This is a genomic window from Streptomyces sp. NPDC050535 (assembly GCF_044457665.1).
In the GTDB taxonomy this organism is placed as follows: domain Bacteria; phylum Actinomycetota; class Actinomycetes; order Streptomycetales; family Streptomycetaceae; genus Streptomyces.
This window is the reverse complement of the sequence record NZ_JBITHE010000003.1, coordinates 566,330-590,955: the sequence shown is the minus strand read 5'-3', so window position 1 is coordinate 590,955 and position 24,626 is coordinate 566,330. Positions and strand designations below refer to the sequence as shown.

The following is a 24,626-nucleotide window of genomic DNA, read 5'->3' as shown; positions in this document are numbered from 1 at the left end:
ACCCTCAGGAAGGTCCATGCTTCGAACACCGAGCGGCGGTGCCGGCAACGGTACCGCCGCCGCGGACAGCGGGCTGATGAGTATCGGCTCGGTGCTGAACGCACTGCGCGACGAGTTCCCCGAAGTGACGGTCTCCAAGATCAGGTTCCTGGAGTCGGAGGGGCTCATCGAGCCGCAGCGGACCCCCTCGGGGTACCGCAAGTTCAGCGCCAACGATGTCGAGCGTCTCGGGCATGTGCTGAGGATGCAGCGGGACCACTATCTGCCGCTCAAGGTCATCCGGGAGTACCTGGACGCCCTGGAGCGCGGTGAGGCCGTGCGACTGCCGACAGTGGGGCGTCAGCGGGACCCGGGCGAGGGAGAGCTGTTCGCCGAGCCGGAGGTGCCCGCTGCCGCCCGGGTCGGTCGTGCCGAGCTGCTGGCCACTGCTGAGATCGGTGAGCGGGAACTTGAGGAGTGGGAGTCGTACGGCCTCATCGCGCCCCTCCAGGACGGGGCGTACGACGCCGAAGCGGTGACCGTCGCCGCGCTCGTCGTCGAGCTGGGCCGGTTCGGGATCGAGCCGCGCCATCTGCGTGCGATGAAGGCCGGGGCGGAGCGGGACGCGGGTCTTGTCGACCAGGTGGTGGCCCCGCTGCGGCGGCACCGCAATCCGCAGACCCGGGCGCACGCGGAGGCGCGTGCGAAGGAGCTGGCGGGGCTCACGGTGAAGCTGCACGCCGCGCTGGTGCAGACGGCGCTCGGCGTGCGACTGCCCTGACCCCGGGAGCTCACCGGATGTCGGATAGCCCACCCGTTCCGTGCCCGACTACCCAAACGTCCCGGGCACGGCCTAGGGTTGCTGTGTGAACGAGCTCGATGTCGTAGGTGTCCGGGTCGAAATGCCCTCCAACCAACCGATCGTGCTTCTGCGTGAAGTGGGAGGCGATCGTTACCTCCCCATCTGGATCGGACCGGGGGAGGCGACGGCCATCGCCTTCGCCCAGCAGGGCATGGCCCCGGCACGACCGCTGACCCACGACCTGTTCAAGGACGTGCTGGAAGCCGTCGGCCAGGAGCTCACCGAAGTGCGCATCACGGACCTCCGTGAAGGCGTCTTCTATGCGGAACTGGTGTTCGCCAGCGGAGTCGAGGTGAGCGCCAGGCCGTCCGACGCCATAGCGCTCGCCCTGCGCACCGGGACGCCGATCTACGGCAGCGACGGCGTGCTCGACGACGCCGGCATCGCGATCCCGGACGAGCAGGAGGACGAGGTGGAGAAGTTCCGCGAGTTCCTCGACCAGATCTCGCCCGAGGATTTCGGCACCAACAGCCAGTGAGGGCACCGGCTCCGGAGAGCTCCGGGCGGCAATTGCCAGCGGCCAGTGTGGTGTGCCGCGGCCCGCTCAGAGAGCATTCGGCTAGCCTTTCCCCGCGGTGGGGCACGGGAAACCACTCCTAGGGTGATTATCACTCGGCGTGCCGAGTGTGGCGATCGTTGACGCACCCCTGGTGACTGCCTACCGTCGAGAAGGCAGGTCAAGGACGGAGGTCGGCGTGAGAAGCAGCGGCGACGGTACGGCTGGGGGTGCCCCCGGACGCGGTCTGGGGGAGAGCGGCGGCCCGTACCCGCTTCACGGCAACGCGGCCGATCACCTTCCGCGGCGGCCGACAGCAGTGCCCGGTGAGGGTGAGGCGGTGTCCGAGGAAATCGGCTACCGCGGTCCGACGGCGTGCGCTGCCGCCGGCATCACCTATCGGCAGCTGGACTACTGGGCGAGGACCGGGCTGGTCGAGCCCAGCGTGCGGCCCGCCTACGGATCGGGGACACAGCGGCTCTACAGCTTCAGGGACGTCGTCGTCCTCAAGATCGTCAAGCGGTTCCTCGACACCGGGGTGTCACTCCAGAACATCCGCACCACGGTCCAGCACCTCAGAGAGCGCGGTTTCCGGGATCTGGAACGGATGACGCTGATGAGCGACGGCGCCACGGTCTACGAGTGCACCTCGCCCGACGAGGTCCACGCACTGCTCCAGGGCGGCCAGGGGGTCTTCGGGATCGCCGTGGGTGTGGTGTGGCGGGATGTCGAGAGCGCGCTCTCGCAGTTGCACGGGGAGCGCGTGGACACGGGGGAGACGCTCCTTGCGAAGAACCCCACCGACGAACTGGCGCGACGGCGCAATCGCGCGGTCTGACGAACGGAACGCGCGGCCCGACGAGCGGAACGAACTGACAATGCCCCGGCTTGCCGGGGCATTGTCAGTGGCGTAGGGCAGCATCGGAGATGTGAGAACCGCGCCCACGATCCTGCATCTCGACATGGACGCCTTCTTCGCCTCGGCGGAGCAGGCGGCCAAGCCGAGCCTGCGCGGGAAAGCGGTCGTCGTGGGCGGTCTCGGACCACGTGGAGTGGTCGCGACCTGTTCGTACGAGGCACGGGTCTTCGGGGTGCACTCGGCGATGCCCATGGCCCAGGCACGCCGACTCGCGCCGAACGCCGCGTATCTCGTGCCGCGCTTCGGGATCTACCGGGAGGTCAGCGAGCAGGTGATGGGGCTGCTGCGGGCTCTGTCACCGCTGGTGGAGCCGCTGAGCCTGGACGAGGCGTTCGTCGACCTGGAGGCCGCCGGAGCGGCCTGGGACGAGGCTTCGGCGCGGCTGACCGCGGTCAAGCTGCGCGCGGACATCAGGGCCGTCACGGGACTCACCGGGTCGGTGGGGCTCGCCGCGTCCAAGATGCTGGCGAAGATCGCCTCGGAGCAGGCCAAACCCGACGGTCTCGTGCTGATAGAGCCGGGGACGGAGCGCGCGCTGCTGGGACCGATGTCGGTGCGGACGCTGCCGGGTGTCGGGCCCGCGACCGGGGACCACCTGCGGCGGGCAGGCATCACCACCGTGGGGGAGCTCGCCGAAGCGGGCGAGGACGAGCTCGTACGCCTGGTGGGGAAGGCACACGGGCACTCGTTGTACGCGATGGCGCTGGCGCACGACGACCGGCCCGTGGTGGCCGAGCGGGAGACCAAGTCGGTGTCCGTCGAGGACACCTATGACGTGGACATCCATGACCGGACGCGGGTCGGCCTCGAGGTGCAGCGGCTCACCGACCGGTGTGTGCAGCGGTTGCGGGGAGCCGGGCTGTCGGGGCGGACCATCGTCCTGAAGGTGCGCAGGTACGACTTCTCGACGCTGACCCGGTCCGAGACGCTGCGGGGGCCCACGGACGACCCCGCGGTCGTGCGGGAGGCGGCCGCGCGGCTCCTGGACGGGGTGGACACGACCGGTGGCGTACGACTGCTCGGGGTGGGCGTCTCGGGGCTGGCCGACTACACGCAGGAGGACCTGTTCGCGCAGGCGCGGGCCGCGGCGGGGGAGCTCGCGGCGTTGGAGCACACCGAGGAGAAGCCGGCGGAGGAGTCCACCGAGGAACTTGTGCCGCCTGCTGAGCGGCGGTGGCCCGCGGGGCACGATGTACGGCACGCCGAGTTCGGGCACGGGTGGGTGCAGGGGAGCGGGCTCGGGAGGGTGACCGTCCGGTTCGAGACGCCGTACTCCGGGCCCGGGCGCGTACGGACTTTCCGCACCGACGATCCGGCGCTGGAGCCGGCGGAGCCGCTGCCGTTGGTGGCCGGCACCGTGGGCCAGGGCAGTGAGGGGTGAGGTCGGTTCGCCGCCGCGGTTCGTTTCGGGGGTGGTCGCGGGCTTCGGTCAGGCCTCGTCCGTGCCCGCCAGGCGGCCGAAGTCGCGGTCCGGCGGGGGAGAGGGGGACGCCACGTCGAGGCCGTAGTGGTGGTAGAGCTGGAGTTCCTGTTCGGGGGAGAGGTGGCGGCCGACGCCGAAGTCGGGCGCGTCCTTGATCAGCGCCCGTTCGAAGGGGATGCGCAGGGTGCCCTCGACGAGTTCGCTGGGCTCCAGGGGCACGAAGGCGTCCCTGCTGAAGAGGCCCGTGCGTATGGCCGCCCACTCCGGGACCCCGGTCGCGTCGTCGAGGTAGATCTCGTCGATCGTGCCGATCTTGGCGCCGTCGCGGTCGAATGCCTTGCGGCCGATCAGGTTGCGCGGATCGATGTCGGTCTGCACGGTGCCCTCCATTTGGTCGCAACTCATCCGTAAGCACTACAAAAGAGCAGATTCAGGAAGGTGGCCACTCGAAGGCCCGGGAGTTGCCCTCGCTGATAGGCTGGCGTCGGCTGCTGACCCTGTGCGGGAGAGTCCTCCGGACACCATCGGAGGCGCCGAAGGAGCAAATCCTCCCCGGAATCTCTCAGGCCCACGTACCGCACGGACGAGGTCACTCTGGAAAGCAGGGCGGGTGCCGACGGACGGCTCCCGCTCTCACCGACGGTGAAAGTCGGGTCGCAGCGGGCGGGCGGGCCGGTGAAGCTCTCAGGTTGAGATGACAGAGGGGGAGGCCGTCGGGGTACCCGTGCCGGGGTACCCCTCGAAGGTCGCGTCAGACCAGGAGGCCTCCGCCATGACCGCCCCTCGCATTCCGCTCTCCGAGCTCGAACAGGGAATCCCCTTCGAGCAGCGCCACATAGGCCCAGACGTCGAGGCGCGGGCCAAGATGCTCGCGCAGGTCGGGTACGGCTCGCTGGACGAGCTCACCGCCATCGCGGTGCCGGACGTGATCAAGAACACCGAGGCGCTGGAGCTGCCGGACGCGCGCACCGAGGCCGAGGTGCTGGCCGAGCTGCGTTCCCTCGCGGACCGCAACCAGGTGCTCGACTCGATGATCGGGCTCGGCTACTACGGGACCTTCACTCCGCCGGTGATCCTGCGGAACGTCATGGAGAGCCCGGCCTGGTACACGGCCTACACGCCGTACCAGCCGGAGATCTCGCAGGGCCGGCTCGAGGCGCTGCTGAACTTCCAGACCGTCGTCGCCGAGCTGACCGGCCTGCCGACGTCCGGCGCCTCGCTGCTCGACGAGAGCACCGCGGCCGCCGAGGCGATGGCGCTGTCCCGGCGCATGGGCAAGAACAAGAAGGGCCTCTTCCTGGTCGACGCGGACGCGCTGCCGCAGACCGTCGCCGTCGTTCGGACCCGCGCCGAGCCGACCGGTGTCGAGGTCGTCGTCGCCGACCTGAGCGCGGGCATCCCGGCCGAGCTCGCCGAGCGCGAGATCAACGGCGTGCTGATCCAGTACCCGGGTGCCTCCGGTGCCGTACGCGACATCAAGCCGCTCGTCGAGCAGGCGCACGAGCTGGGAGCGGTCGTCACCGTCGCCGCCGATCTGCTCGCCCTGACCCTGCTGACCTCGCCGGGCGAGCTGGGCGCGGACATCGCGGTCGGTACGACCCAGCGTTTCGGTGTGCCGATGGCCTTCGGTGGGCCGCACGCCGGGTACATGGCGGTGCGCGAGAAGTTCGCGCGCAGCCTGCCGGGCCGGCTGGTGGGGGTGTCCGTCGACGCGGACGGGCACAAGGCGTACCGCCTCGCCCTGCAGACGCGGGAGCAGCACATCCGCCGTGAGAAGGCGACGAGCAACATCTGTACGGCTCAGGTGCTGCTCGCCGTGATGGCCGGCATGTACGCCGTCTACCACGGTCCCGAGGGGCTGAAGACGATCGCGCGGCGTACCCACCGGTACGCGACGATCCTCGCCGCGGGCCTGAAGGCGGGCGGAGTCGAGGTCGTCCACGGCGCCTACTTCGACACGCTGACGGTACGGGTTCCGGGCCGGGCCGCTGAGATCGTGGCCGGTGCTCGCGACCGCGGGGTCAACCTGTACCCCGTCGACGCCGACCTTGTGTCGATGTCCTGCGACGAGACGACCACGCGCAGGCAACTGGCCGCTGTGTGGGCCGCGTTCGGTGTCGACGCCGAGGTCGGGGCGCTGGACTCGACCGCCGGGGACACGCTGCCGGCCGCGCTGCTGCGCACCGACGAGTACCTCGCGCACCCGGTGTTCCACCAGTACCGCTCCGAGACGGCGATGCTGCGCTACCTGCGCAGGCTCTCCGACCGTGACTACGCGCTCGACCGCGGCATGATCCCGCTGGGCTCCTGCACGATGAAGCTCAACGCGACGACGGAGATGGAGCCGGTCACCTGGCCCGAGTTCGGCCAGCTGCACCCCTTCGCGCCCGCCGAGCAGGCGCAGGGTTACCTCACGCTCATCCATGAGCTGGAGGAGCAGCTCGCCGAGGTCACCGGGTACGACAAGGTGTCGCTCCAGCCCAACGCCGGTTCGCAGGGTGAGCTGGCCGGTCTGCTCGCCGTACGGGGATACCACCGTGCGAACGGCGACGAGCAGCGCACCGTGTGCCTGATCCCGTCCTCCGCGCACGGCACGAACGCGGCGAGCGCCGTGATGGCCGGCATGAAGGTCGTCGTCGTGAAGACGGCGGACGACGGCGAGATCGACGTCGAGGACCTGCGTGCCAAGATCGAGCAGCACCGTGACGAACTGTCGGTGCTGATGATCACGTACCCCTCGACGCACGGTGTCTTCGAGGAGCATGTCGCCGACATCTGCGCCCAGGTGCACGAGGCGGGCGGTCAGGTCTACGTGGACGGTGCCAACCTCAACGCGCTGGTGGGGCTCGCCAAGCCGGGGCACTTCGGCGGGGACGTCTCGCACCTCAACCTGCACAAGACCTTCTGCATCCCGCACGGCGGAGGCGGTCCCGGCGTCGGTCCGGTCGGGGTGCGCACGCACCTGGCGCCGTACCTGCCGAACCACCCCTTGCAGCCTGCGGCCGGTCCCGGGACGGGAGTCGGCCCGATCTCGGCCGCTCCGTGGGGCTCCGCGGGCATCCTGCCGATCTCGTGGGCGTACGTCCGGCTGATGGGCGGCGAGGGGCTGAAGCGCGCCACGCAGGTGGCGGTGCTCTCCGCCAACTACATCGCCAAGCGCCTCGAGCCGCACTTCCCGGTGCTCTACACCGGTCCCGGCGGGCTGGTCGCGCACGAGTGCATCATCGACCTGCGGCCGCTGACCAAGGCGACCGGTGTGAGTGTCGACGACATCGCCAAGAGGCTGATCGACTACGGGTTCCACGCGCCGACGATGTCGTTCCCGGTGGCCGGCACGCTGATGATCGAGCCGACGGAGTCCGAGGACCTGATCGAGCTCGACCGGTTCTGCGAGGCGATGATCGCCATCCGCGCGGAGATCGAGAAGGTCGGCTCGGGCGAGTGGGCGGCGGACGACAACCCGCTGCGCAACGCCCCGCACACCGCCGCCGCGCTCGGCGGGGAGTGGGAGCACGCCTACAGCCGGGCGGAGGCCGTCTTCCCGGCCGGCGTCTCGGTCGCGGACAAGTACTGGCCGCCGGTGCGCCGGATCGACCAGGCGTACGGCGACCGGAACCTGGTCTGTTCCTGCCCGCCGCTGGACGCCTACGAGGACTGAGCAGCGCTCGGAACCTGGACGACTACGGGGAGTGATCACCCCCGGACGCGCGTCGGGGCCGGTTCGGAGATCACGTCTCCGGGCCGGCCCCTCTTGTGTCTGGGCGGCTCTGCCAAAGCCACCCGGTGATGCGGTTCAGGCCGCCGTCATCACGTGCTCGCCGCCGAGAGGGCGGTGCGGGGCGATGATCTGGCCGTTCGGCAGGAGCTCACCGGTGTCCTCGAAAAGCAGAACGCCGTTGCAGAGCAGGCTCCATCCCTGCTCCGGGTGGTGCGCCGCGAGGCGGGCGGACTCCCGGTCGGCGGATTCGGCTGACGGACACGACGGCTTGTGCTGGCACATGGATGGGATCTTTCGCTGGGTTGAGCGGTGAGTGGTGGCTGTGGTCTCTGTCCTGCGGCTTGATGTGCTCATGGCCGCCCCCCGTTGATGTGTGGTCTGGACCCAGTGTTGCCCTACGGGCGTCAATCCGCAGGGATTTAGCGGCAGCGCTCCTCACAGGTTGATGACGCATCACCCGTGCGGACGGTTCATCCCAACTGTGCTGTCTCTTCGGGTGGTTAGTGGTGGCCGAATGGGGCTAGTCCGGTCGGGCGCGGGAGGCGTTTTCCCTCGTACGAGCGCTCTGGGGCCCGAACGAGCGACGTGCGCCCACGGCCTGAGGACGGCGACGTGCCCCGCAGCCGTGAGGACGGCGGCGGGGCACGCGGGGTCGGGCGGGTGGTGGTGCTACGCGGGTGAGCTGAGCAGAGGCGCGGGAGTGAGCCGGTGGGTGAGGACCGGCAGGAGTTCGGCGACGCGGTGCGGGCGGTGCGGGGCGATACCCGGCGGGGCGGGCGCCAGCGGGACCAGGAGGTCCGTGTCGGCGGGGTGGCCGGCGGCGCCGTCCGCGGTGATGTCGCCGTGCAGCCAGAGCGTGAGCATGTACAGCTCCGGCACGGAGAGCAGCCGGGCCTGGTACGGCTGCTTCATGGCCTCGGCCTGGCGCAGCGCGCGTTCGGTGGCGGCGATGTACGGGCCCTCGAAGAAACGCGAGAAGGCCCAGCCGTCGGGGGTCAGCATGGTGTCGGCGGCGGCGATCGCACGGTCGCCGCAGTGGATCAGGAAGCGCCAGCCGGTGAGCCGGGTGGCGGAGGTGCCCGCGGGGGTGATCCGGTCCAGGACGTGCACGGGGAGCGGCAGTTCGGGTGTGACGGGTCCCTGCGCCAGGCGGAGGGACGGCGTTCGCGCCTCTCGGACGGCGGTGGGGGAACCGAGTGCCGTGAGGACGGAGCGCAGGGCGGGCGCGGGAGCCGGGGGCAGGTGCAGCGGCATGGTGGGTCGCCTCTCGTTCGACAGGCACGGGGGCACGAGGCAGGGGGCGGACGGCGCTGTCAGCTCTCGGGGCCGAAGGGGCGAGGGATCTGGATCCGCCGACAGTTCGTCGCCTGTCGTACGTCATCTGGATGACAGGACCTAGGACCGCGAGCGCCGACTCTCTGCCTCGTTCGCGGAGTTTATACGAGACGTGTTCGCAGGGTGTTTCCGCTAGCCGCCCCGAATATGAAAAGCAAGTCACTATTCGGTCGGTGAGAAGGGGGATTCATCCTGGTTCTGTGCGCGAGTGTGGCCATGACCTAGGAATGCCCGTCCGGACCGGTCGGCCGATTCTCGTCGGCGTTTTTCACGAGATCGCGTCGGAACGAAACCGCGCACCGCGTCATGCCTGGTGAATGTGCCTCTGGGTACTCGGATCCAGAGTAGCGGGCGGCGGACGCGTCCAGGACGTTATCGATCGCGTTGCCTGGGCATCATCCCACGTGACCCGGGACGTCAGGGGCCGAAGTGTCGGCCCGCCCATCCGAGGGAAGGACACTTTGATGGGAGAGAAGGTCGTGGCAGGGCCGTTCGGCCTGTCCGATCGCCAGCACTACCGCCGCAAGCTCCGGCAGTGTCTGGCGGGGCTTGCGCGGTTGCTGGAGGAGGAGCGGTTCGACCGCCCGAAGAACCTCATGGGCCTGGAGATCGAGTTGAATCTCGCGGGCACCGACGGCACGCCCAGAATGATGAATGCGCAAGTACTCGAAAAGATTGCGAGCCAAGATTTCCAAACAGAACTCGCCATGTTCAACCTGGAAGTCAACATTGCCCCACACCGACTGGGTGGGCGGGTATTCGACCAGCTCGCCGAGGAGCTGCGCATCTCCCTTGCGTACGCCCACCGGAAAGCGAAGGAAGTCGATGCCGGAATCGTGATGATCGGCATTCTGCCGACCCTCGGCCAGGAGGACCTGGTCTCCTCGAACCTGTCGGACGTCGACCGCTACACCCTGCTCAACGACCAGATAGTCGCCGCCCGTGGCGAGGATTTCACGCTCGACATCGACGGGGTGGAGCGGCTGGTCTGTACGTCCAAGTCCATCGCGCCCGAAGCCGCCTGCACCTCCGTGCAGTTGCACCTCCAGGTCACGCCCGGGCGGTTCGCCGACGTGTGGAACGCCGCGCAGGCGGTCGCCGCGGCCCAGGTCGCGGTCGGCGCCAACTCGCCCTTCCTCTTCGGGCACGAGCTGTGGAGCGAGTCGCGGCCCCCGCTGTTCCAGCAGTCCACCGACACCCGGCCGCCCGAACTGCAGGCGCAGGGGGTGCGGCCGCGCACATGGTTCGGGGAACAGTGGATCTCGTCCGCGTACGACCTCTTCGAGGAGAACCTGCGCTTCTACCCGCCGCTCCTGCCCATCTGCGACGAGGAGGACCCGCTGGGTGTCCTCGACGCCGGGGGTGTCCCCAAGCTCGCCGAACTCGTGCTGCACAACGGCACGGTGTACCGCTGGAACCGGCCCGTCTACGGCGTCGCCGACGGAGTTCCGCATCTGCGAGTCGAGAACCGCGTGCTGCCCGCGGGCCCCACCGTCACCGATGTCATCGCCAACGCGGCCTTCTACTACGGTCTCGTCCGCGCGCTCGCCGAGGAGCCGCGGCCCGTGTGGACGCGGCTGCCCTTCAGCTCGGCCGCCGCCAACTTCGACGCCGCGTGCCGCCATGGCATCGACGCGCGCCTGGAGTGGCCCAGGCGCGGCCGGTACGGCGGGACGCACGAGGTGGAGGCCGTCGCCCTCGTACGGGACGAGCTGCTGCCGCTCGCCGCGACGGGACTGGACGCGTGGGGGGTCGAGCCCGTCGACCGGGACTTCTACCTCGGGGTGATCGAGGAGCGGTGCCGGCTTCGCGTCAACGGGGCGAGCTGGCAGGCGGCGACTTTCCACCGGGCGCTGAAGACGGGACTGGGGCGGGATGCCGCGCTGGCCGCGACCACACGCCGCTACGCCGAGCTGATGCATCTCGGGGAACCCGTGCACACCTGGCCGGTGGGGTTGCCGGAGCCCGTTTCCCTGAGATGAGAGGCGGGGGTCCCGGAGTGGAGGTGGGCGTCAGTCCTGGTTGCCCGCCTCCACGATCGCCTTGAGGATCACCGAGTGGATCTGCGACGGGTCGTTGACCTGGTGGCCGGAGCCGCCGGTCGCCCTGGCGATCTCCTCGACCTCTTCCTCGTCGGCGTCCGGGCCGACCGCGATCGCGATCAGCAGCACCGGGCGCTCGGGGGTGGTGAGCTCCTGAAGCCTGGCGACGAGGGCAGAGCGGGAGATGCTTCCCGGGTCCTGGTTGACGCCGTCGGTCAGCAGGACCAACGCGTTGAACTTCTCCTCCTCGTAGGAGGACGTCGCCGCCCGGTACGCCGCCAGCGTGGTGTCGTACAGGCCGGTCGCCCCGCCCGGGACGGGTTTCAGGTTGCTGAACGCGGCCGACAGCCTGTCCCGCTGGGTGCCGTTGCCCTTGGTGTCGCCGAGCCGTTCGGTCGGCACGATCACCTGGTAGTCACGGGCGCCGTCGAGACGGGTGGAGAACTTCCAGAGGCCGATCTCGTCCTCCGGAGTGAAGGTGGCCAGGGCCTGCAGGAGGGAGGCCTTGGTGATGTCCATACGGGACTGGTCGGTGCCCGGCACCGGCTCGGTCATGGACGCGGAGGCGTCGACGACGGTGGTGATCCGGGCGCTCTGCACCGTGATCGTCCACATGCCGAGGGCTTCCTGGAGCGCCTTCTCCGAGGCCGGTTCGGCGGCCGCGCGCGCGTACGGCTGGGGGGTGCGCCCGCCCGCGTCGGCGACCAGTGAGGCCGAGGGCTTCTCGTCGTCCGCGCGGAAGCCGTGCTTCTCCAGGATCTTCTGGACCTCCGGAGCGCCCAGCAACGCCATGAACCGCAGGGCCGCGCGGCTCTCGTCGGTGCTCAGCCGCACCTCGTCGACCAGCGTGAACGGGTAGTCGAGCCGCGGCGAGCCGTCCTTGGGGTAGAAGAGGTCGAGGCTCTCGGGACTCTCCGCCGAGGAGTTGTGGGCGAAAGCCGCCTGCTCGGAGAGGATCAGCGCCTGGTTCCGCTTCGGGTTGCCCTGCTCGGTGCCGGAGGAGTCGCGGGGGAGCGTGTCCAGGACCTGGCTGTCGCTGTCGGCGGTGCGCTGCGAGAGGGCCTTGGCCATGGCGGCGGCCTGGGTGTCGCCGCCCGCGGTCTGCCCCGCCGTGGTGCTCAGCTGCGTCAGCGCGAGCAGGCCGGTCGCGCTGCGCGTCGGGTCGGCGGCGCCGAGCTTCAGACGGTCGCTCGTCATCGCGGCGCCGGCCAGTTCGGTCCAGGTATACGTCTTCTTGGGCCAGCCGAGCGACTTGGCGGCCGTCGGGACCATGGCGACGCCGACCGGTGACGACGCGACGTTGCCGACGTCGCTCACCTGCGTCGCGGCGTTGTCCCCGGTGACGCGCTGCACCCACAGGTTCGAGTCGGGCACCCATGCCTGGACATCGGACTCCTTGCCGGTCAGCAGGGAGTCCGCGACCTTGTACGACTCGCGGGCGGTCACGCTGACGTCGATACAACGGCCGTCGGAGGTGATGTCGCTCTCACGGGCGTAGTCCGCGGCCTCGGTGAGAGCGGGGGCCAGGTCCGGCGACGCGGCGACCTTGACGCGCACCGCGTTTTCCTGGCAGGAGGAGCCGAAGGAGAGCAGGCCACCGCGGACCGCGGCCGCCGTGCCCCCCGCCACCGTGAGTACGAGCGCCGTCGCGATGGCCACAGTGCGACGGCGCGCGCGTGGTCGGGGGTCGGCGGTGCCCGCCCCGTACCCGTCGGGCAAGCTATGACGTCCCATGAGGGTGGTGCCTCCCTGTTGAGCCATGTGCCGTGAAACGGCCACAAGGCAGACAAAAGGGGGAGGCACGCCCCGACGGCGTCCGTCCCCCAAACGGCCTGTCGCGCAGGATCTTCGCAACTTCTTTCGAGACCCTAGCGGGGCGGGGATAGGGATGAGGCGCGAATACCCAACTGGAGGCGGGAGTGCAGGTGGAGGCGGGGTCGGTGGCCGATTCCTTTCCGACGAAGGGACTGACACGACGGATTCTCCGGGATGAGACGCTGCTCGTCCTGGGACTCTCGCTCGGCGCGAGCGGGGTTTCCGCGCTGATCAGCTTTGTCGGCTCGGTCACCAGGCCAGGAGGGCTCAAGGACCAGGCGGCCACCCTCAACGCCTCGGCCGCTCCAGGCCGTCCCTGGCTTGATCTGGCCTGGCAGCTCTTCGGAATCGCGTCGGCGCTGGTACCGGTAGCGCTCGTCGCGCACTTCCTGCTGAGGGAGCGCGAGGGGCTGCGCGTGCTCGGTTTCGACCGCACGCGTCCCTGGCCGGACCTCGGACGCGGGGCCGTGATCGCCGCGGTGATCGGCAGCACGGGCATCGCCTTCTATCTCGCGGCCCGGGGGTTCGGCGCCAACCTCACGGTGGTGCCCGAGGCGCTGCCCGACGTGTGGTGGAAATGCCCCGTCCTGATCATGTCCGCGATCCAGAACGCGGTCCTCGAAGAGGTGATCGTCGTCGGGTATCTGCTGCGCCGCCTCGGTCAGCTGGGCTGGACGCCGGTCACCGCGTTGGCGGCGAGCGCGGTGCTCCGCGGCTCGTACCACCTCTACCAGGGCATCGGCGGGTTCGTCGGCAACATGGCGATGGGCTTGGTCTTCGTCTACCTCTACCGGCGTTGGGGGCGCGTCGGGCCCCTGGTGGTCGCGCACTCACTCCTCGACATCGGGGCGTTCGTGGGATACGCGCTGCTGGCCGGGAAGGTGGGATGGCTGCCGACGGCTTGAGCGGTTGCCGAAGAGCGCGGGGGACTTGAAGGGGCGTACGGCAATCTCGTACGCCCCTTCGGCGGTTGTCACGCGAGCAGCTCGCCCTCGATGACCGTGACCGCGCGGCCTGTGAGAAGTGTGCGGTCGCCGCGAAGCTCGGTGCCGACGAGGCCGGAGCGCGCGGAGGCCTGCAGGCCGGTGAGGTCGGGGCGGCCGAGGCGCTCGGACCAGTAGGGCGCGAGAGCGGTGTGGGCGCTGCCGGTGACGGGGTCCTCGTCGATGCCGACGTTCGGGAAGAAGCAGCGGGACACGAAGTCGTAGCCCCGGGAGGGGTCTTCGGCGCGGGCGGTCGCGATGATCCCGCGCGCGGAGTACCGCCCGAGGGCCCTGTGCTCGGGGGCGAGGCCGCGGACCGTCTTCTCGTCGGCGACCTCGATCACCAGGTCACCGATGTTCGGGCCGGTGTCGAAGGCCGTGAGCGGCTCGGCGCCGAGCGCCTCGGCGACGCCGTCCGGGATCTCTACCGGAGTCAGCGGCGCGGTCGGGAAGTCCAGCGTGATGGAACCGTCCTCGTGGGGCGTGGCGATGAGGACGCCACTGAGCGTGGCGAACCGTACGGGCCCTTCGTGGGCGCCGCTGGTGTGCAGCACATGGGCGGTCGCCAGCGTCGCGTGCCCGCACATCGCGACCTCGGTGACGGGGGTGAACCAGCGCAGCGCCCAGTCGGCCTCGCCGCCGTGCGGGAGACGGTGGGCGAACGCCGTCTCGGCGTGGTTGACCTCCAGTGCCACGTTCTGGAGCCAGGTGTCGTCCGGGAAGGACGCGGACGGCGTGGGCGACGTGGTGGAGGGGTCGAGGAGGAGGACCCCGGCCGGGTTGCCGGTGAAGGGGCGGTCGGTGAAGGCGTCGACGATTCGAATCCGCATGGGGTCGACGCTAGCCGTCCCGCGAAACGGCCGGCCAAGGCCAATTCCGTTGTGCTGGACCGATTCCGTTTCCGTTGTGCTGGACGGGTTCCGGGCGGGAGAGGCGGCGGACCGCTGTCCAGCAGGTGCAGGCCCGATCGGTGACCGCGTGAACTGTGTCTCCGGCATCGAGGCGGCGTCTCGTCCGTCCGAGGGGCCTGCGACCCGACTCCGCCGCCCCGCCCGGGAACTCACCCGTGGCGGGGGAGGCCCGGCGGGGCCGACGCGGCGAGTGTGGCAGGTACGGCGCGCACGGACCCCGGAATGCCTGGGCGTCCGGGCCGGAAGGGAGCACCAGATGCGAGGCTATCCCCCCATCGCGGACCATGGGCTGATCGGAGACCTGCAGACCGCCGCGCTGGTCTCCTCGGACGGCACAGTCGACTGGATGTGCGCGCCCAGGTTCGACTCGCCCAGTGTGTTCGCCGCGCTCCTCGACCACGAACGCGGCGGGCACTTCACTGTGTCCGCCGACACCCAACGCCCGCCCGTACAGCTGTACCTGCAGGACACAGCGGTCCTGGTGACCCGTTTCCTGGGAGAGGAGGGAGTGGGCGAGGTGGTCGACTTCATGCCGGTGGACCACCCCGAACGTCCCACGGCCCGGCACCGGCTGGTCAGGATACTGAGGGTGACCCGTGGCCAGGTCCGCTTCTCCCTGGAGTGCCGGCCCCGCTTCGACTACGGCCGTGCCGCGCACCGCGTGGACGTGGGTGAAAGAACGGTCCGTTTCGACGGTCCCGGAACGCAGGGGTTCCTGCAGACGCTCGGTCCGATCGGGTGGAGCCGGGAGGGCGACGACGTACACAGCGAACTGATCTTGAGCGAGGGCGAGTTCGCCGCGGTCGTGCTCACAGTGGGTGGCACGGGCGACGCGCCCGTGCCACCGCTGACTAAGGCGGACGTCTGGACGTTGTTCGAGGGGACCCGGGACTTCTGGCACGCGTGGGTACGCCGCAGCAGCTACCACGGACGCTGGCAGGACATGGTGAACAGGTCGGCCATCACTCTGAAGCTGCTCACTTACGCTCCGACCGGAGCGCCCGTGGCGGCGCCCACCATGGGACTGCCCGAGCAGCTCGGCGGTGCGCGCAACTGGGACTACCGCTACACCTGGGTGCGTGACGGCTCGTTGTCGGTCGGCGCCCTGCTGGGGCTCGGCTACATCGAGGAGGCCCACGCGTTCCGCAAGTGGCTCGGTGACCGGGTCCGGGCGGGCCGCACCGTGAGCGGCGAACCGTTGCAGATCATGTACCGCATCGATGGTGATCCGGATCTGCCTGAAGAGAATCTCGATCACTTCGAGGGCTACCGCGGATCGGCGCCGGTACGGGTGGGCAACGGCGCCGCGGGCCAGCTCCAGCTCGACATCTACGGAGAGGCGGCGCTCGCGCTGTCGCAGGCGCTGGAGGGCGCCGGTGAGGTGCCGCCGTACGAGGGCTGGCAGGCCCTCTCGGGGGTGCTCGACTGGCTGGTGAAGGCCTGGGACCGGCCCGACGAGGGGATCTGGGAAACCCGCGGCGGGCAGAAGGACTTCACCTACAGCCGCCTCATGTGCTGGACCGCCTTCGACCGGGGCATCCGGATGGCCCGTGCCTTCTCCCGGCCCGCCGACACCGCCGCATGGGGCGCGGCGCGGGACGACATCATGCGCCAGGTCATGGAGCGCGGATGGAGTTCACAACGCCGGGCGTTCGTCCAGCAGTACGACGAAACCACCCTGGATGCGTCCCTGTTGCTCATGCCCTCCGTCGGATTCATCTCGCCGAAGGATCCGCGCTGGCTGTCCACGCTCGAGGCGATGGAACAGGAACTCGTCTCCGACAGCCTCGTCCATCGGTACAACCCACAGGCGTCTCCCGACGGACTGCGCGGCAGCGAGGGCACGTTCTCCCTGTGCAGCTTCCTCTATGTCGACGCGCTCGCGCAGGCCGGACAGCTCGGCCCGGCCCGGTACGCCTTCGACAAGATGCTCACCTACGCCAACCACGCGGGTCTGTTCGCCGAGGAGATCGGCCCGACGGGGGAGCAACTCGGCAACTTCCCGCAGGCCTTCACACACCTGGCGCTGATCACGGCCGCGCTCTCGCTGGATCACCAGATGGACGCCGTCCGCTGAGGGAGGGCGGCCTTCGCCAAGGCCCGCGGGAGTGCGCCGGGCCACCTGGCTCCGTACGGAGCCAGGTGGCCCGGCGCGCACATGCGCGGAAACACTGGGATGCTGAAGGGAGCGCTGCCCATGACTTGACGAAAAGTGGGGGTGAGCGTCATGACCGGACTCGAAGAGAACGGTCCGGAAGCGGTCACCCCGTATGCCGATCCCGATGGAGACCCCTTTCTGCGCACGCGGTTCGCCGTCCCGACGCGACCCGCGACGTACCTGCGGCGGGAGCGCCTGGTCCAGCACCTCGACCAGGCCCTGCTGACGCCGTTGACCATGGTCAACGGCGCCGCGGGTGCGGGCAAGACCCTGCTGGTCGCCGACTGGACCGAGGGACGGGACCAGCCGGTCGCCTGGCTCACCGCCGAGGCGGACCAGGGGTGCGGCATGTTCTGGACGCACCTGCTCCAGGCCCTGCGCGCCGCCGGTGTGCCGCTGTCCGCCGCGGTCGGTTTCCCCGCGGGCGGGAGCCGCGTGGACCACACACTGCTGGCGCGACTCGCCGCCGAACTGAGCGATCGGGACCGGCCCGTCATCGTGGTGCTCGACGAATTCGACCGTGTGACCGCTCCGGAGATCGCGGAGCAACTGGAGTTCGTCCTGCACCACTCGGGACAGGGCATGCGGCTGCTCCTCGTCACCCGCACCGAGCCGCTGCTGCCGCTGCACCGCTATCGAGCGGCCGGTGCCATGACGGAGATCAGGGACGCGGAGCTGGCCTTCACTTCCGAGGAAGCGGCCGTGCTGCTGGAGGTGCACGGGCTGCGCCTTCCCTTGCACGCGGCGCGCGCGCTCGTGGAGCGCACCCGCGGATGGGCCGCCGGCCTGCGGCTCTGCGCCCTGGCCGCGAAGGAGAGCCCGGATCCCGAGACGTATCTGAAGGAGTTCGAGGCCGCCCGCACGACAGTCGCCGACTTCCTGCTGGCGGAGGTACTCAAGCGGCAGAGCCCCGAGACACAGGACCTCCTCCTGCGGGTGAGCGTCCTGGAGCGTTTCTGCCCCGAGCTCGCGAACGCGCTGACGCTGAGCACCCATGCCGCGTCGATCCTGGCGGCGCTGCACCGCGAGAACGCGTTCGTCGAGGACCTCGGGCACACCTGGTACCGCCTCCACCCGCTGTTCGGCGAGATTCTCCGTTCCCACCTGCGGGCGTGGTCTCCCGGCCTGGAGCCCGAGCTCCACCGGCGGGCCGCGGCATGGCTGCGGCGCTCCGGGGCCCTCGCGGAATCACTCGGCCACGGCGCGGCCGCGGGCGACTGGGAGTTCACCGCCGGTGCCCTCGTCGAAGATCTCGCCATCGGCCAGCTCTTCACCGGCCTGCGCTGTGACGACCTGGCCGAGTTGTTCTCACGGATGGGACCCGAGGCCGCGAGCCCGGCCACGGACCTCGTCCGCGCGGCCCGAGACCTGTTCCGGTGCGACCTCGGACGCGGACAGACCCACCTGCGGCACGCCGAGCGGAGTTTGGCGGGGGAGCAGGTTCCGGCGGGGGGCGCCGGACCCGGCCTGACGGCGGCCCGGCTGAGCTGTGCCCTGCTGGAAGTCCTGGCGGCCCGGCTGACCGGTTCGCCGGAGAGGGCGGAAAGGGCCGCGGAAGCGGCCGGGGAACTCCGGGAGCAGATGCCCGCCCGCTTGCTGGAAGAGCATCCTGAAGTCACCGCGCTCCTGATGACCCATCTCGGCTCGACGCGGCTGTGGGCGGGACGCTTCGACGACGCACGTGCCGCCCTGACCGTGGTGGCCGGCTGTCCCGGTGGAGTTTCGACGGCACTTCCGCGCCGGGAGGCCCTGGAACATCTGGCTTTGATCGACTACCTGAACGGTTGGCTCAGCAGGGCGGAACGCAAGGCCATGGCGGCGCTGAAGGAGGCAGAGCGGTTCGGTCTGCCTCAGGCGTCCGGCTCCGGCCTCGGGCAACTGGTACTGGCCGCCGTCGCCGTGGACCGGAACGAACTGGCTCAGGCCAGTGCCCTCCTCGACGCGGCGGCCGATGCGCACCGTGAGATGCGGGACCCGGTGACGGAGGCGGCTCGGTCCATCGCCACCGCGCGTCTGCTCCTGGCAGGCGGCCGTCCGCGAGCCGCACTCGCAGCGGCGGAACCGGCGGTCGCCGCCGACGTGGTCTCCCCCTGGGCGGCGGGGCACACCGCACTGGCCGCCTCGGCCGCACACCTGGCGGAAGGGCAAGCGGAGACGGCCGCCGAGCTGCTGCGATCGGTGCCCGACGGCCAGGTGGCGTGCGTCGTGGGGGCCGCGGGGGCACAGCTCGCGGCGGGCAGGCCCGCCGCGGCGATCGACCTGCTCGACAGCTTGCGTCCGATGGGCCGCATCGGCCCCGCGGTGACCGTCCGGGCCTCGCTGGTGAGGGCGCAGGCCGCCGATGGAGCGGGGGACTTCGCCGCCTCACGGAGGCTCGTTCTCCAGGCTCTCCACACGGCCCGGCGTGAGCGGCTGCGACTTCCCTTCGTCGAGGCCGGGCCGTGGATCAGACCGCTGCTGAGCCTCGTACCGCTGCGAGGGGTCGCCGCGGGCTGGCTCACGCCAGATCCGTCAGCGGACGGTGCTCCGCTTCGGCCCGACGACCGGCAGCCGGCGCCTGTCGTGGAGGAGCTCAGCGGACGCGAGCGCGATGTGCTGGAACGGTTGGCCCAGATGATGTCGACGGAGGAGATCGCCGCCGATCTGTATGTCTCGGTGAACACGGTCAAGACCCACCTCAAGAGCGTCTACCGCAAGCTGGCGGTGAGCCGGCGCCACGACGCGGTACGCCGGGCGCGCGAGCTGCGGCTACTGTGACCGCCCCGGCATGAGCGAGCCCCGGCGATGTACGGTCCGCGCGGCCGTCCGGCTCGCCCGTGGTGGGTGAGGCGCAGCGTGACTCTGTCGGCTGCGATGGGGAGTGGCGGCAGGGAGCGGCTGCCCGGTCGACTCCGCCGGAGTCCCGGGCCGACTCGGCGAGGTGGACACCGTGGCGCACTGGCGGGCACTGATCGTCCTGGGTACGGCCCAGTTTCTGATGGTCCTCGACACGTCCGTCATGAACGTGTCGATCAGCCAGCTGGTCGAGGACTTCGACACCGAGGTCACCGCCATCCAGGCCGTGATCACGCTGTACGCGCTGGTCATGGCGGCTTTCATGATCATCGGTGGCAGGCTCGGAGACATCTTCGGGCGACGTCGTATGTTCCTGCTGGGCCTCGTCGTCTACGGCACGGGGTCGGCCCTCACCGCGGTGGCCCCCACCCTGTGGGTCCTCACGCTGGGCTGGTCGGTGATCGAAGGACTCGGTGCCGCGATGGTGCTGCCGGCCATGGCGGCCCTCGTCGCCGAGTCCTATCGCGGGCGGGACCGGGCCGTCGCGTACGGCGTCATCGGCGGACTCGCCGGGGCCGGGATCGCGGTCGGCCCGCTGCTGGGTGGCTGGGTGACGACGTACCTCACCTGGCGGCTGGTTTTCGCGGGCGAGGTCGTGGTCGTCATCGCCGTCCTGTGCTTTCACCGGGCGATCAAGGAATCGCCCCGGACCGGTAGGCCTCCCCGGCTGGACGGCGTCGGCGCCGCCCTCTCGGCGGCCGGACTGGGGCTGGGCGTGCTCGGTGTGCTGCAGAGCGGCACCTGGGGATGGGTGCAGCCCCGCAACCCGCCCTTCACCGTTCTGGGCTTCGCGCCGACACTGTTCGTCGTCGCCGCCGGGGTCGTCGTACTGGCCGTCTTCCTGCACTGGGAGCGCAGGCGGGAAGCCCGGGGTGCCGAGCCGCTGGTGCATCTGCCTCTGCTGCGCGTTCCCGCGCTGCGCTCCGGACTGATGTCGCTGCTGAGCCAGAACCTCATCCTGCTGGGACTGTTCTTCACCATCCCGCTGTACTTGCAGGTGGTTCAGGGATTCGACGCCTTCCAGACCGGTCTGCGGCTGGTCCCGGTGTCCGTGACGATGCTCGCGGCCTCCATGTGCGCCGCCCGGCTGGGGCGGGTGGCCGGACCACGCACGGTCGTCCGGCTGGCACTGGTGACCCTGGCCGCCGCCATCGTGTGGCTGCTGGCCACCATCGACCCGGTCATCGACGACGCGCAGTTCGCCGGCGCCATGGCCCTGCTCGGCGTGGGTATGGGCCTGCTCGCCTCGCAGCTGGGCAACGTCGTCCAGTCGAGTGTGGGCGAGGAGGAACGCAGCGAGGCCGGCGGGCTCCAGTTCACGGCCCAGAACCTGGGCTCCGCACTGGGTACCGCGCTCATCGGCTCGCTGCTCATCGGCGCTCTCGCCCACGCCTTCACCGGGCAGGTGGAGGACCACCCGAGGCTGTCCGAGGAGGCCCGTCAGCAGACCGGTGTCGCCCTCGAAGCGGGGATCACTTTCGTGCCGACCGAGCAGGTGCGCTCGGCGGCCGAACGGGCCGGGCTGCCGCCGTCCGACGTCGACGCCCTCGCGGACTCGTACGCGTCCGCACAACTCGACGGTCTGAAAGCGGCGATCCTCGCCACCGGTGGAATCACCCTCGTCAGTTTCCTGGTCACGCCGCATCTGCCGACCCGGCGGGCCGACCGTCCGAAGCGATCCGACACCGACGCACCGGCCGGTGCGACCGGCTCGGCCCGCTGAGATCGAGAGAGGCCGCGATGTCCAAGACGGAGCACGTGACGGGCAGAGCGCGCGGCATCCACGAGCGCCGGGCCGATGCCGACTACACCGGTGGCGTCTACGGATCCATGCTCGCCGCCTCGGTGGTGGTCGGCGCCGGCACGCTGGGCTCGTTCCCGCGCCTGGAGCTGGTGCTGCTGCTGTTGCTCACCGGTGTGGCGTTCTGGGTCGCGCATGTGCACGCCCAGCTGTTCGGGGCTCGCCTGGCGGCGCACAGCCTGGATCGCCGGATCGTGCTCGACGTGTGCCGCGACGAGTGGCCGATCGTCAAGGCGGCCGTCCCGCCCGCGCTCGCCGTGGCAGTGAGCCCCGTCCTCGGCCTCGACGTATCAGGAGCCCTCTGGCTCGCGCTCTCCGTCGCCGTGGCGGGCCAGGTGGGCTGGTCGGCAGCCGCGGCACGGCGGGCCGGTGCCTCATGGCGACTGGTGGCCGTCGCCGCTTCGGTGAATCTGCTGCTGGGCCTGCTGATCATCTCGTTCAAGATCTTCCTCACACACTGACACTTCTGAAGCGTCCACGCAGGTGGAGTGGTGTGCCGGGCGGCCTATCACCTCCACAGGGTGAGGCCGGGTGGCGCCTCGGGACGGACGATCGCAGGGAGGGGGCACAGCCCTCTTGTCCCAGGCCACCCGCGGGAGAGCAGCTCATGCGCTACGAGATCCGGGTCGACGGACATATGTCGGAGACGTTGACCAAAGTCTTTCCCGAACTGGACCACGTGGTCATGTCCGGTCACACCGTCCTGTTCGGAGATGTGATCGACGAGGCGCACCTGTACGGGCTTCTGGCCCGCTGCCAGTCGCTGGGACTACGGGTCCTGGAGATCCGCCAGTTGCCGGAATGAAGCCGATCCGCCGCGGTGCGCTGTGAGCCCTCTCCGCGCCGGGAGCACCATGAGGCTGCCCTGCCGTACGGTGGCCCGCGGAATTCTCAGAGGCTCTCCACGCTGATCCGCCCGGACCGGGCTGCGGCGCCCAACTCCTCGAAGTCCCGCTCGTTCGGTCGGCGTAGGCCTGAGCGAATTCGACCGGCGCGCGGTCGAAGCGGTCGCTGCCGCCCAGGTAGGCGCCGATGGTGACGGGGTCGCCGGAGCGGGCGTGCGCCCGTGCCGGCGAGTTCCCGCCCAGCCGCGCGAACATGCGCAGCAGGCCGGGGTCCATGGTGTCCGGCCGCGCGATGCTCTTCCAGTCCCGCAGCCGGCGGACGTAGAAGTCCCGGCCCTGTCCGTCGAGGCCCACGACGTGGGTCCAGCCCAGGAAGATGTCGCTGGTCGTCTGGATCAACCGCTGTCCCGTCACGACGCGGCGGCCCTCGTTGTCATAGCGGTCGCCCTCCGTGTGGGCGGCGAGAACCGACTCCTGAGCCTCCCTGGCCTGTAGCAGCAGGGGGTCCCCATCGTCTCGGCCGAGCAGGAGCAGGATCCAGCAGGGGGTTCCGACGCTGCCGACGCCCACCACCTTCCGGGCCATGTCGACCAGGCGGTGGTGGCGGAGGAGATGTCGGCGCTCCGACGACAGGGTCCGCGCGTACCCGTCCACGACGGCCAGGAGCTCCTTCTCCTCCGCGTGCAGCGGATCGGCACCGGCTCGGTGAGGCAGGACTCGGACTGACGGCCTATCACCTCGACGGGGTCATGCCGATTCTCGCCGGCCTCGAACCGGCCGTGACACGAACGCGCGGCGCGCTTGCGCGCGTTCGTGCCGCACGCCGCCCTCTCGGCCGGTGACAGAGAGGCCGTGAATGCGTTGGGAATGGCCATGGCTCGAAACTCCTGGACCGCTTTCCCACCGTGCGGTGCCGTTCCGGCGTCGGCTCCCCGGCCCCGCCGCCGCACCCGGACCGCCCCGCGAGCACCCCGGCGGTGAGCCCCGGGGGCAGCCGGCCCGAATCCGATGCGTCGCACGTCCTTCCGTACTCACCTCATCGGCTCCGGAGGTGGCCGCGGATCACCCTTCGAGGGTGACCCGGCGGCCGACAGCGGGAGGGACGCTTGCCGCGTGTGATCCCCGCGCACCGCCCCGTCGGCGGGCCGGGAGCGAATCGCCCGATCGTGTGAGGAGGAGCCATGACCGTGTCGCGTGGTCCGGCACCGCATACCGGACCGGAACATCCGCCCGGCGGGGCGGCCCCAGCGCCGCCGGCCGACCCCGCGAACGTGCTGGCCAGGCTCGGGCGTTCCTGGGAGTGGATCCTGGGTTCCGCGATCGCCACGCTCGTGCCTGGCGTTCTGGTGCTGGTCTGGCCGGACGAGACCCTGCACGTTCTGGCGGTGCTCATCGGTCTGTACCTGCTGATGATCGGGGTGTTCCGGTTCGTCGCGGCCTTCGCCCGGGACGATGCGGGGGAACGGCTGCCCGGACTGCTCCTCGCGGTGCTGTTCGTCCTGGCCGGGGTGCTGTGCCTGCGGAATCCGTTGCAGACCGTCGCGGCGCTCTCGCTGATCGTCGGGATCGTCTGGCTGGTGTCCGGCATGCTCACCCTCTACACGGCCGTCGCCACCAAGGACCTGCCGCACCGTGGCTTCGTCGTCGGTGCCGCGGTGATCGCCATTCTCGCGGGGCTCGTGGTGCTGGCCCTGCCCACCGAGTCGGCCCGGGCCCTGACCCGGCTGCTCGGCCTGTGGCTCGTCCTGCTCGGCCTGGTGGAACTGGTCCTCGCCTTCGCATGGCGGGCGGCACTTCGCAGGTCCGGTGTCGCCGCGGGACCGCAGGTTTCCGATGAGAAGGCCTGACATCCCGCACCCGACCTCGCCCGTCCGCTCACCCGCCGCGGGTGAGGCCGCCCCGACCTCGCCGTGCGCAGGCTGGAAGCGGCAGAAATCGGCTGCCGGGCGAGCGCCCGGGACGGAGGCAAGACATGAGTGGACAGATGTACCTCGCGTACGACTATCCGCTGCTGAGCGTCTTCTGGTCCATGCTGTGGTTCTTCCTGTGGATCATGTGGTTCATCCTGCTCTTCCGGATCGTCGTCGACATCTTCCGGGACGACGGCATGAGCGGCTGGGCCAAGGCCGGCTGGCTGGTGTTCGTCATCGTCCTGCCGTTCCTGGGAGTGCTGATCTACGTGATCGCCCGCGGCAAGAACATGGGCGGCCGGGAAGTGGCGCAGGCACGCGCGCAGCAGGAGGCCTTCAAGAGTTACGTGCGGGAGACCGCCAAGGGCGACGGCCGCCCAAGCAGCGCCGACGAACTGGCCAAGCTGTCCGAGATCCGCGCCCGCGGCGACATTACGGACGAGGAGTTCCGCAGGGCGAAGGAACTGGTCTTCAGCGACTACGGCTCCACGGAGCGTGCGGGCGCGGGCTCGTCCGCCTCTTCTCGGTGAGAGCACCAGCACCGCGCGACACCGAACCGAGGTAGCACCATGACCTGGACACACACCGCGTGCC

The 24,626-nt window shown here is 70.2% G+C and carries 19 protein-coding genes, 1 pseudogene and 1 riboswitch; of the genes and pseudogenes, 14 read left to right on the top strand and 6 right to left on the bottom strand.

The genetic code is table 11. From position 1 onward, the window contains the following. Positions 1–16 precede the first annotated feature (16 nt). From ACIBLC_RS10735 to ACIBLC_RS10720, 4 genes are all read left to right on the top strand, one after another. Complete coding sequence (locus ACIBLC_RS10735; RefSeq protein ID WP_399210420.1) at positions 17–760, top strand: MerR family transcriptional regulator; 744 nt, start codon at positions 17–19, stop codon at positions 758–760. Between the two features lie 85 nt (positions 761–845). Continuing rightward, positions 846–1,319 carry a bifunctional nuclease family protein gene (locus tag ACIBLC_RS10730; RefSeq protein ID WP_006123076.1) on the top strand — a complete coding sequence of 158 codons (474 nt, stop codon included), beginning with the start codon at positions 846–848 and terminating at the stop codon, positions 1,317–1,319. 217 nt (positions 1,320–1,536) lie between these two features. Further along, positions 1,537–2,175 (top strand): MerR family transcriptional regulator, encoded by a 639-nt coding sequence (locus tag ACIBLC_RS10725; protein WP_399210419.1) that lies wholly within the window; start codon positions 1,537–1,539, stop codon positions 2,173–2,175. Between the two features lie 91 nt (positions 2,176–2,266). After that, positions 2,267–3,637 (top strand): DNA polymerase IV, encoded by a 1,371-nt coding sequence (locus ACIBLC_RS10720; RefSeq protein WP_399210418.1) that lies wholly within the window; start codon positions 2,267–2,269, stop codon positions 3,635–3,637. A 48-nt stretch (positions 3,638–3,685) separates the two neighbouring features. Here the strand turns inward: ACIBLC_RS10720 and ACIBLC_RS10715 are convergent, their stop codons facing one another. Next, positions 3,686–4,057: a PRC-barrel domain-containing protein gene (locus ACIBLC_RS10715; RefSeq protein ID WP_399210417.1), complete on the bottom strand. Its 372-nt coding sequence runs from the start codon at positions 4,055–4,057 to the stop codon at positions 3,686–3,688. Between the two features lie 114 nt (positions 4,058–4,171). Further along, a riboswitch (glycine riboswitch) is annotated at positions 4,172–4,267 on the top strand. Positions 4,268–4,451: 184 nt separating this feature from the next. Between ACIBLC_RS10715 and gcvP the strand changes: the two genes are divergently transcribed. Then, positions 4,452–7,337, top strand: coding sequence for an aminomethyl-transferring glycine dehydrogenase (gene gcvP, locus ACIBLC_RS10710; protein ID WP_399210416.1), 2,886 nt, complete (start codon positions 4,452–4,454; stop codon positions 7,335–7,337). Positions 7,338–7,472: 135 nt separating this feature from the next. On the opposite strand, the gene ACIBLC_RS10705 is transcribed toward gcvP, so the two are convergent. Together ACIBLC_RS10705 and ACIBLC_RS10700 are read right to left on the bottom strand one after the other, a co-directional pair. Next, positions 7,473–7,679, bottom strand: a complete 207-nt coding sequence (locus ACIBLC_RS10705) for a DUF5999 family protein (protein ID WP_383684471.1) — start codon at positions 7,677–7,679, stop codon at positions 7,473–7,475. A 387-nt stretch (positions 7,680–8,066) separates the two neighbouring features. Beyond that, the gene (locus ACIBLC_RS10700; RefSeq protein WP_399210414.1) at positions 8,067–8,651 is read right to left on the bottom strand and encodes a hypothetical protein; all 585 of its coding nucleotides are present in this window, start codon (positions 8,649–8,651) and stop codon (positions 8,067–8,069) included. A 545-nt stretch (positions 8,652–9,196) separates the two neighbouring features. Between ACIBLC_RS10700 and ACIBLC_RS10695 the strand changes: the two genes are divergently transcribed. Then, positions 9,197–10,714 carry a glutamate--cysteine ligase gene (locus ACIBLC_RS10695; RefSeq protein WP_399210413.1) on the top strand — a complete coding sequence of 506 codons (1,518 nt, stop codon included), beginning with the start codon at positions 9,197–9,199 and terminating at the stop codon, positions 10,712–10,714. 30 nt (positions 10,715–10,744) lie between these two features. Here ACIBLC_RS10695 and ACIBLC_RS10690 read toward each other — a convergent pair whose 3' ends face one another. Beyond that, positions 10,745–12,508 (bottom strand): substrate-binding and VWA domain-containing protein, encoded by a 1,764-nt coding sequence (locus ACIBLC_RS10690; protein ID WP_399210412.1) that lies wholly within the window; start codon positions 12,506–12,508, stop codon positions 10,745–10,747. Positions 12,509–12,693: 185 nt separating this feature from the next. On the opposite strand from ACIBLC_RS10690, the gene ACIBLC_RS10685 reads away from it, so the two are divergent. Next, a complete protein-coding gene (locus ACIBLC_RS10685) occupies positions 12,694–13,494 on the top strand; it encodes a CPBP family intramembrane glutamic endopeptidase (protein WP_399210411.1) in 801 nt (266 codons plus the stop codon). A gap of 68 nt (positions 13,495–13,562) precedes the next feature. Here the strand turns inward: ACIBLC_RS10685 and ACIBLC_RS10680 are convergent, their stop codons facing one another. Continuing rightward, positions 13,563–14,402 carry a PhzF family phenazine biosynthesis protein gene (locus tag ACIBLC_RS10680; protein ID WP_399210410.1) on the bottom strand — a complete coding sequence of 280 codons (840 nt, stop codon included), beginning with the start codon at positions 14,400–14,402 and terminating at the stop codon, positions 13,563–13,565. Positions 14,403–14,739: 337 nt separating this feature from the next. Between ACIBLC_RS10680 and ACIBLC_RS10675 the strand changes: the two genes are divergently transcribed. From ACIBLC_RS10675 to ACIBLC_RS10655, 5 genes are all read left to right on the top strand, one after another. Then, on the top strand, positions 14,740–16,560 hold the full coding sequence (locus ACIBLC_RS10675; protein WP_399210409.1) for a glycoside hydrolase family 15 protein: 1,821 nt from the start codon (positions 14,740–14,742) through the stop codon (positions 16,558–16,560). Between the two features lie 150 nt (positions 16,561–16,710). Further along, entirely contained in the window at positions 16,711–19,398 is a 2,688-nt protein-coding gene (locus tag ACIBLC_RS10670) for a LuxR C-terminal-related transcriptional regulator (protein ID WP_399210408.1), read from the top strand. 172 nt (positions 19,399–19,570) lie between these two features. Next, on the top strand, positions 19,571–21,199 hold the full coding sequence (locus ACIBLC_RS10665; RefSeq protein WP_399210457.1) for an MFS transporter: 1,629 nt from the start codon (positions 19,571–19,573) through the stop codon (positions 21,197–21,199). A 17-nt stretch (positions 21,200–21,216) separates the two neighbouring features. Beyond that, positions 21,217–21,738 carry a hypothetical protein gene (locus ACIBLC_RS10660; RefSeq protein ID WP_399210407.1) on the top strand — a complete coding sequence of 174 codons (522 nt, stop codon included), beginning with the start codon at positions 21,217–21,219 and terminating at the stop codon, positions 21,736–21,738. A gap of 146 nt (positions 21,739–21,884) precedes the next feature. Further along, on the top strand, positions 21,885–22,082 hold the full coding sequence (locus ACIBLC_RS10655; protein WP_399210406.1) for a hypothetical protein: 198 nt from the start codon (positions 21,885–21,887) through the stop codon (positions 22,080–22,082). 86 nt (positions 22,083–22,168) lie between these two features. On the opposite strand, the pseudogene ACIBLC_RS10650 reads toward ACIBLC_RS10655, so the two are convergent. Beyond that, positions 22,169–22,815: pseudogene (locus ACIBLC_RS10650) on the bottom strand (DUF2252 family protein); the annotation flags it as partial. Between the two features lie 488 nt (positions 22,816–23,303). Here ACIBLC_RS10650 and ACIBLC_RS10645 point away from each other — a divergent pair. Further along, positions 23,304–23,969, top strand: a complete 666-nt coding sequence (locus ACIBLC_RS10645) for an HdeD family acid-resistance protein (RefSeq protein ID WP_399210405.1) — start codon at positions 23,304–23,306, stop codon at positions 23,967–23,969. A gap of 125 nt (positions 23,970–24,094) precedes the next feature. After that, on the top strand, positions 24,095–24,562 hold the full coding sequence (locus tag ACIBLC_RS10640; RefSeq protein ID WP_399210404.1) for an SHOCT domain-containing protein: 468 nt from the start codon (positions 24,095–24,097) through the stop codon (positions 24,560–24,562). Positions 24,563–24,626 lie beyond the last annotated feature (64 nt).

What these genes read in the sequence shown, in the direction of transcription:
- ACIBLC_RS10645 (WP_399210405.1), top strand. Translation starts at nt 23,304, where the DNA reads ATGACCGTGTCGCGTGGTCCGGCACCGCATACCGGACCGGAACATCCG.
- ACIBLC_RS10660 (WP_399210407.1), top strand. Translation starts at nt 21,217, where the DNA reads ATGTCCAAGACGGAGCACGTGACGGGCAGAGCGCGCGGCATCCACGAG.
- ACIBLC_RS10705 (WP_383684471.1), bottom strand. Translation starts at nt 7,679, where the DNA reads ATGTGCCAGCACAAGCCGTCGTGTCCGTCAGCCGAATCCGCCGACCGG.
- ACIBLC_RS10655 (WP_399210406.1), top strand. Translation starts at nt 21,885, where the DNA reads ATGCGCTACGAGATCCGGGTCGACGGACATATGTCGGAGACGTTGACC.
- ACIBLC_RS10670 (WP_399210408.1), top strand. Translation starts at nt 16,711, where the DNA reads ATGACCGGACTCGAAGAGAACGGTCCGGAAGCGGTCACCCCGTATGCC.
- ACIBLC_RS10735 (WP_399210420.1), top strand. Translation starts at nt 17, where the DNA reads ATGCTTCGAACACCGAGCGGCGGTGCCGGCAACGGTACCGCCGCCGCG.
- ACIBLC_RS10675 (WP_399210409.1), top strand. Translation starts at nt 14,740, where the DNA reads ATGCGAGGCTATCCCCCCATCGCGGACCATGGGCTGATCGGAGACCTG.
- gcvP (WP_399210416.1), top strand. Translation starts at nt 4,452, where the DNA reads ATGACCGCCCCTCGCATTCCGCTCTCCGAGCTCGAACAGGGAATCCCC.
- ACIBLC_RS10690 (WP_399210412.1), bottom strand. Translation starts at nt 12,508, where the DNA reads ATGGGACGTCATAGCTTGCCCGACGGGTACGGGGCGGGCACCGCCGAC.
- ACIBLC_RS10640 (WP_399210404.1), top strand. Translation starts at nt 24,095, where the DNA reads ATGAGTGGACAGATGTACCTCGCGTACGACTATCCGCTGCTGAGCGTC.
- ACIBLC_RS10695 (WP_399210413.1), top strand. Translation starts at nt 9,197, where the DNA reads ATGGGAGAGAAGGTCGTGGCAGGGCCGTTCGGCCTGTCCGATCGCCAG.
- ACIBLC_RS10680 (WP_399210410.1), bottom strand. Translation starts at nt 14,402, where the DNA reads ATGCGGATTCGAATCGTCGACGCCTTCACCGACCGCCCCTTCACCGGC.
- ACIBLC_RS10700 (WP_399210414.1), bottom strand. Translation starts at nt 8,651, where the DNA reads ATGCCGCTGCACCTGCCCCCGGCTCCCGCGCCCGCCCTGCGCTCCGTC.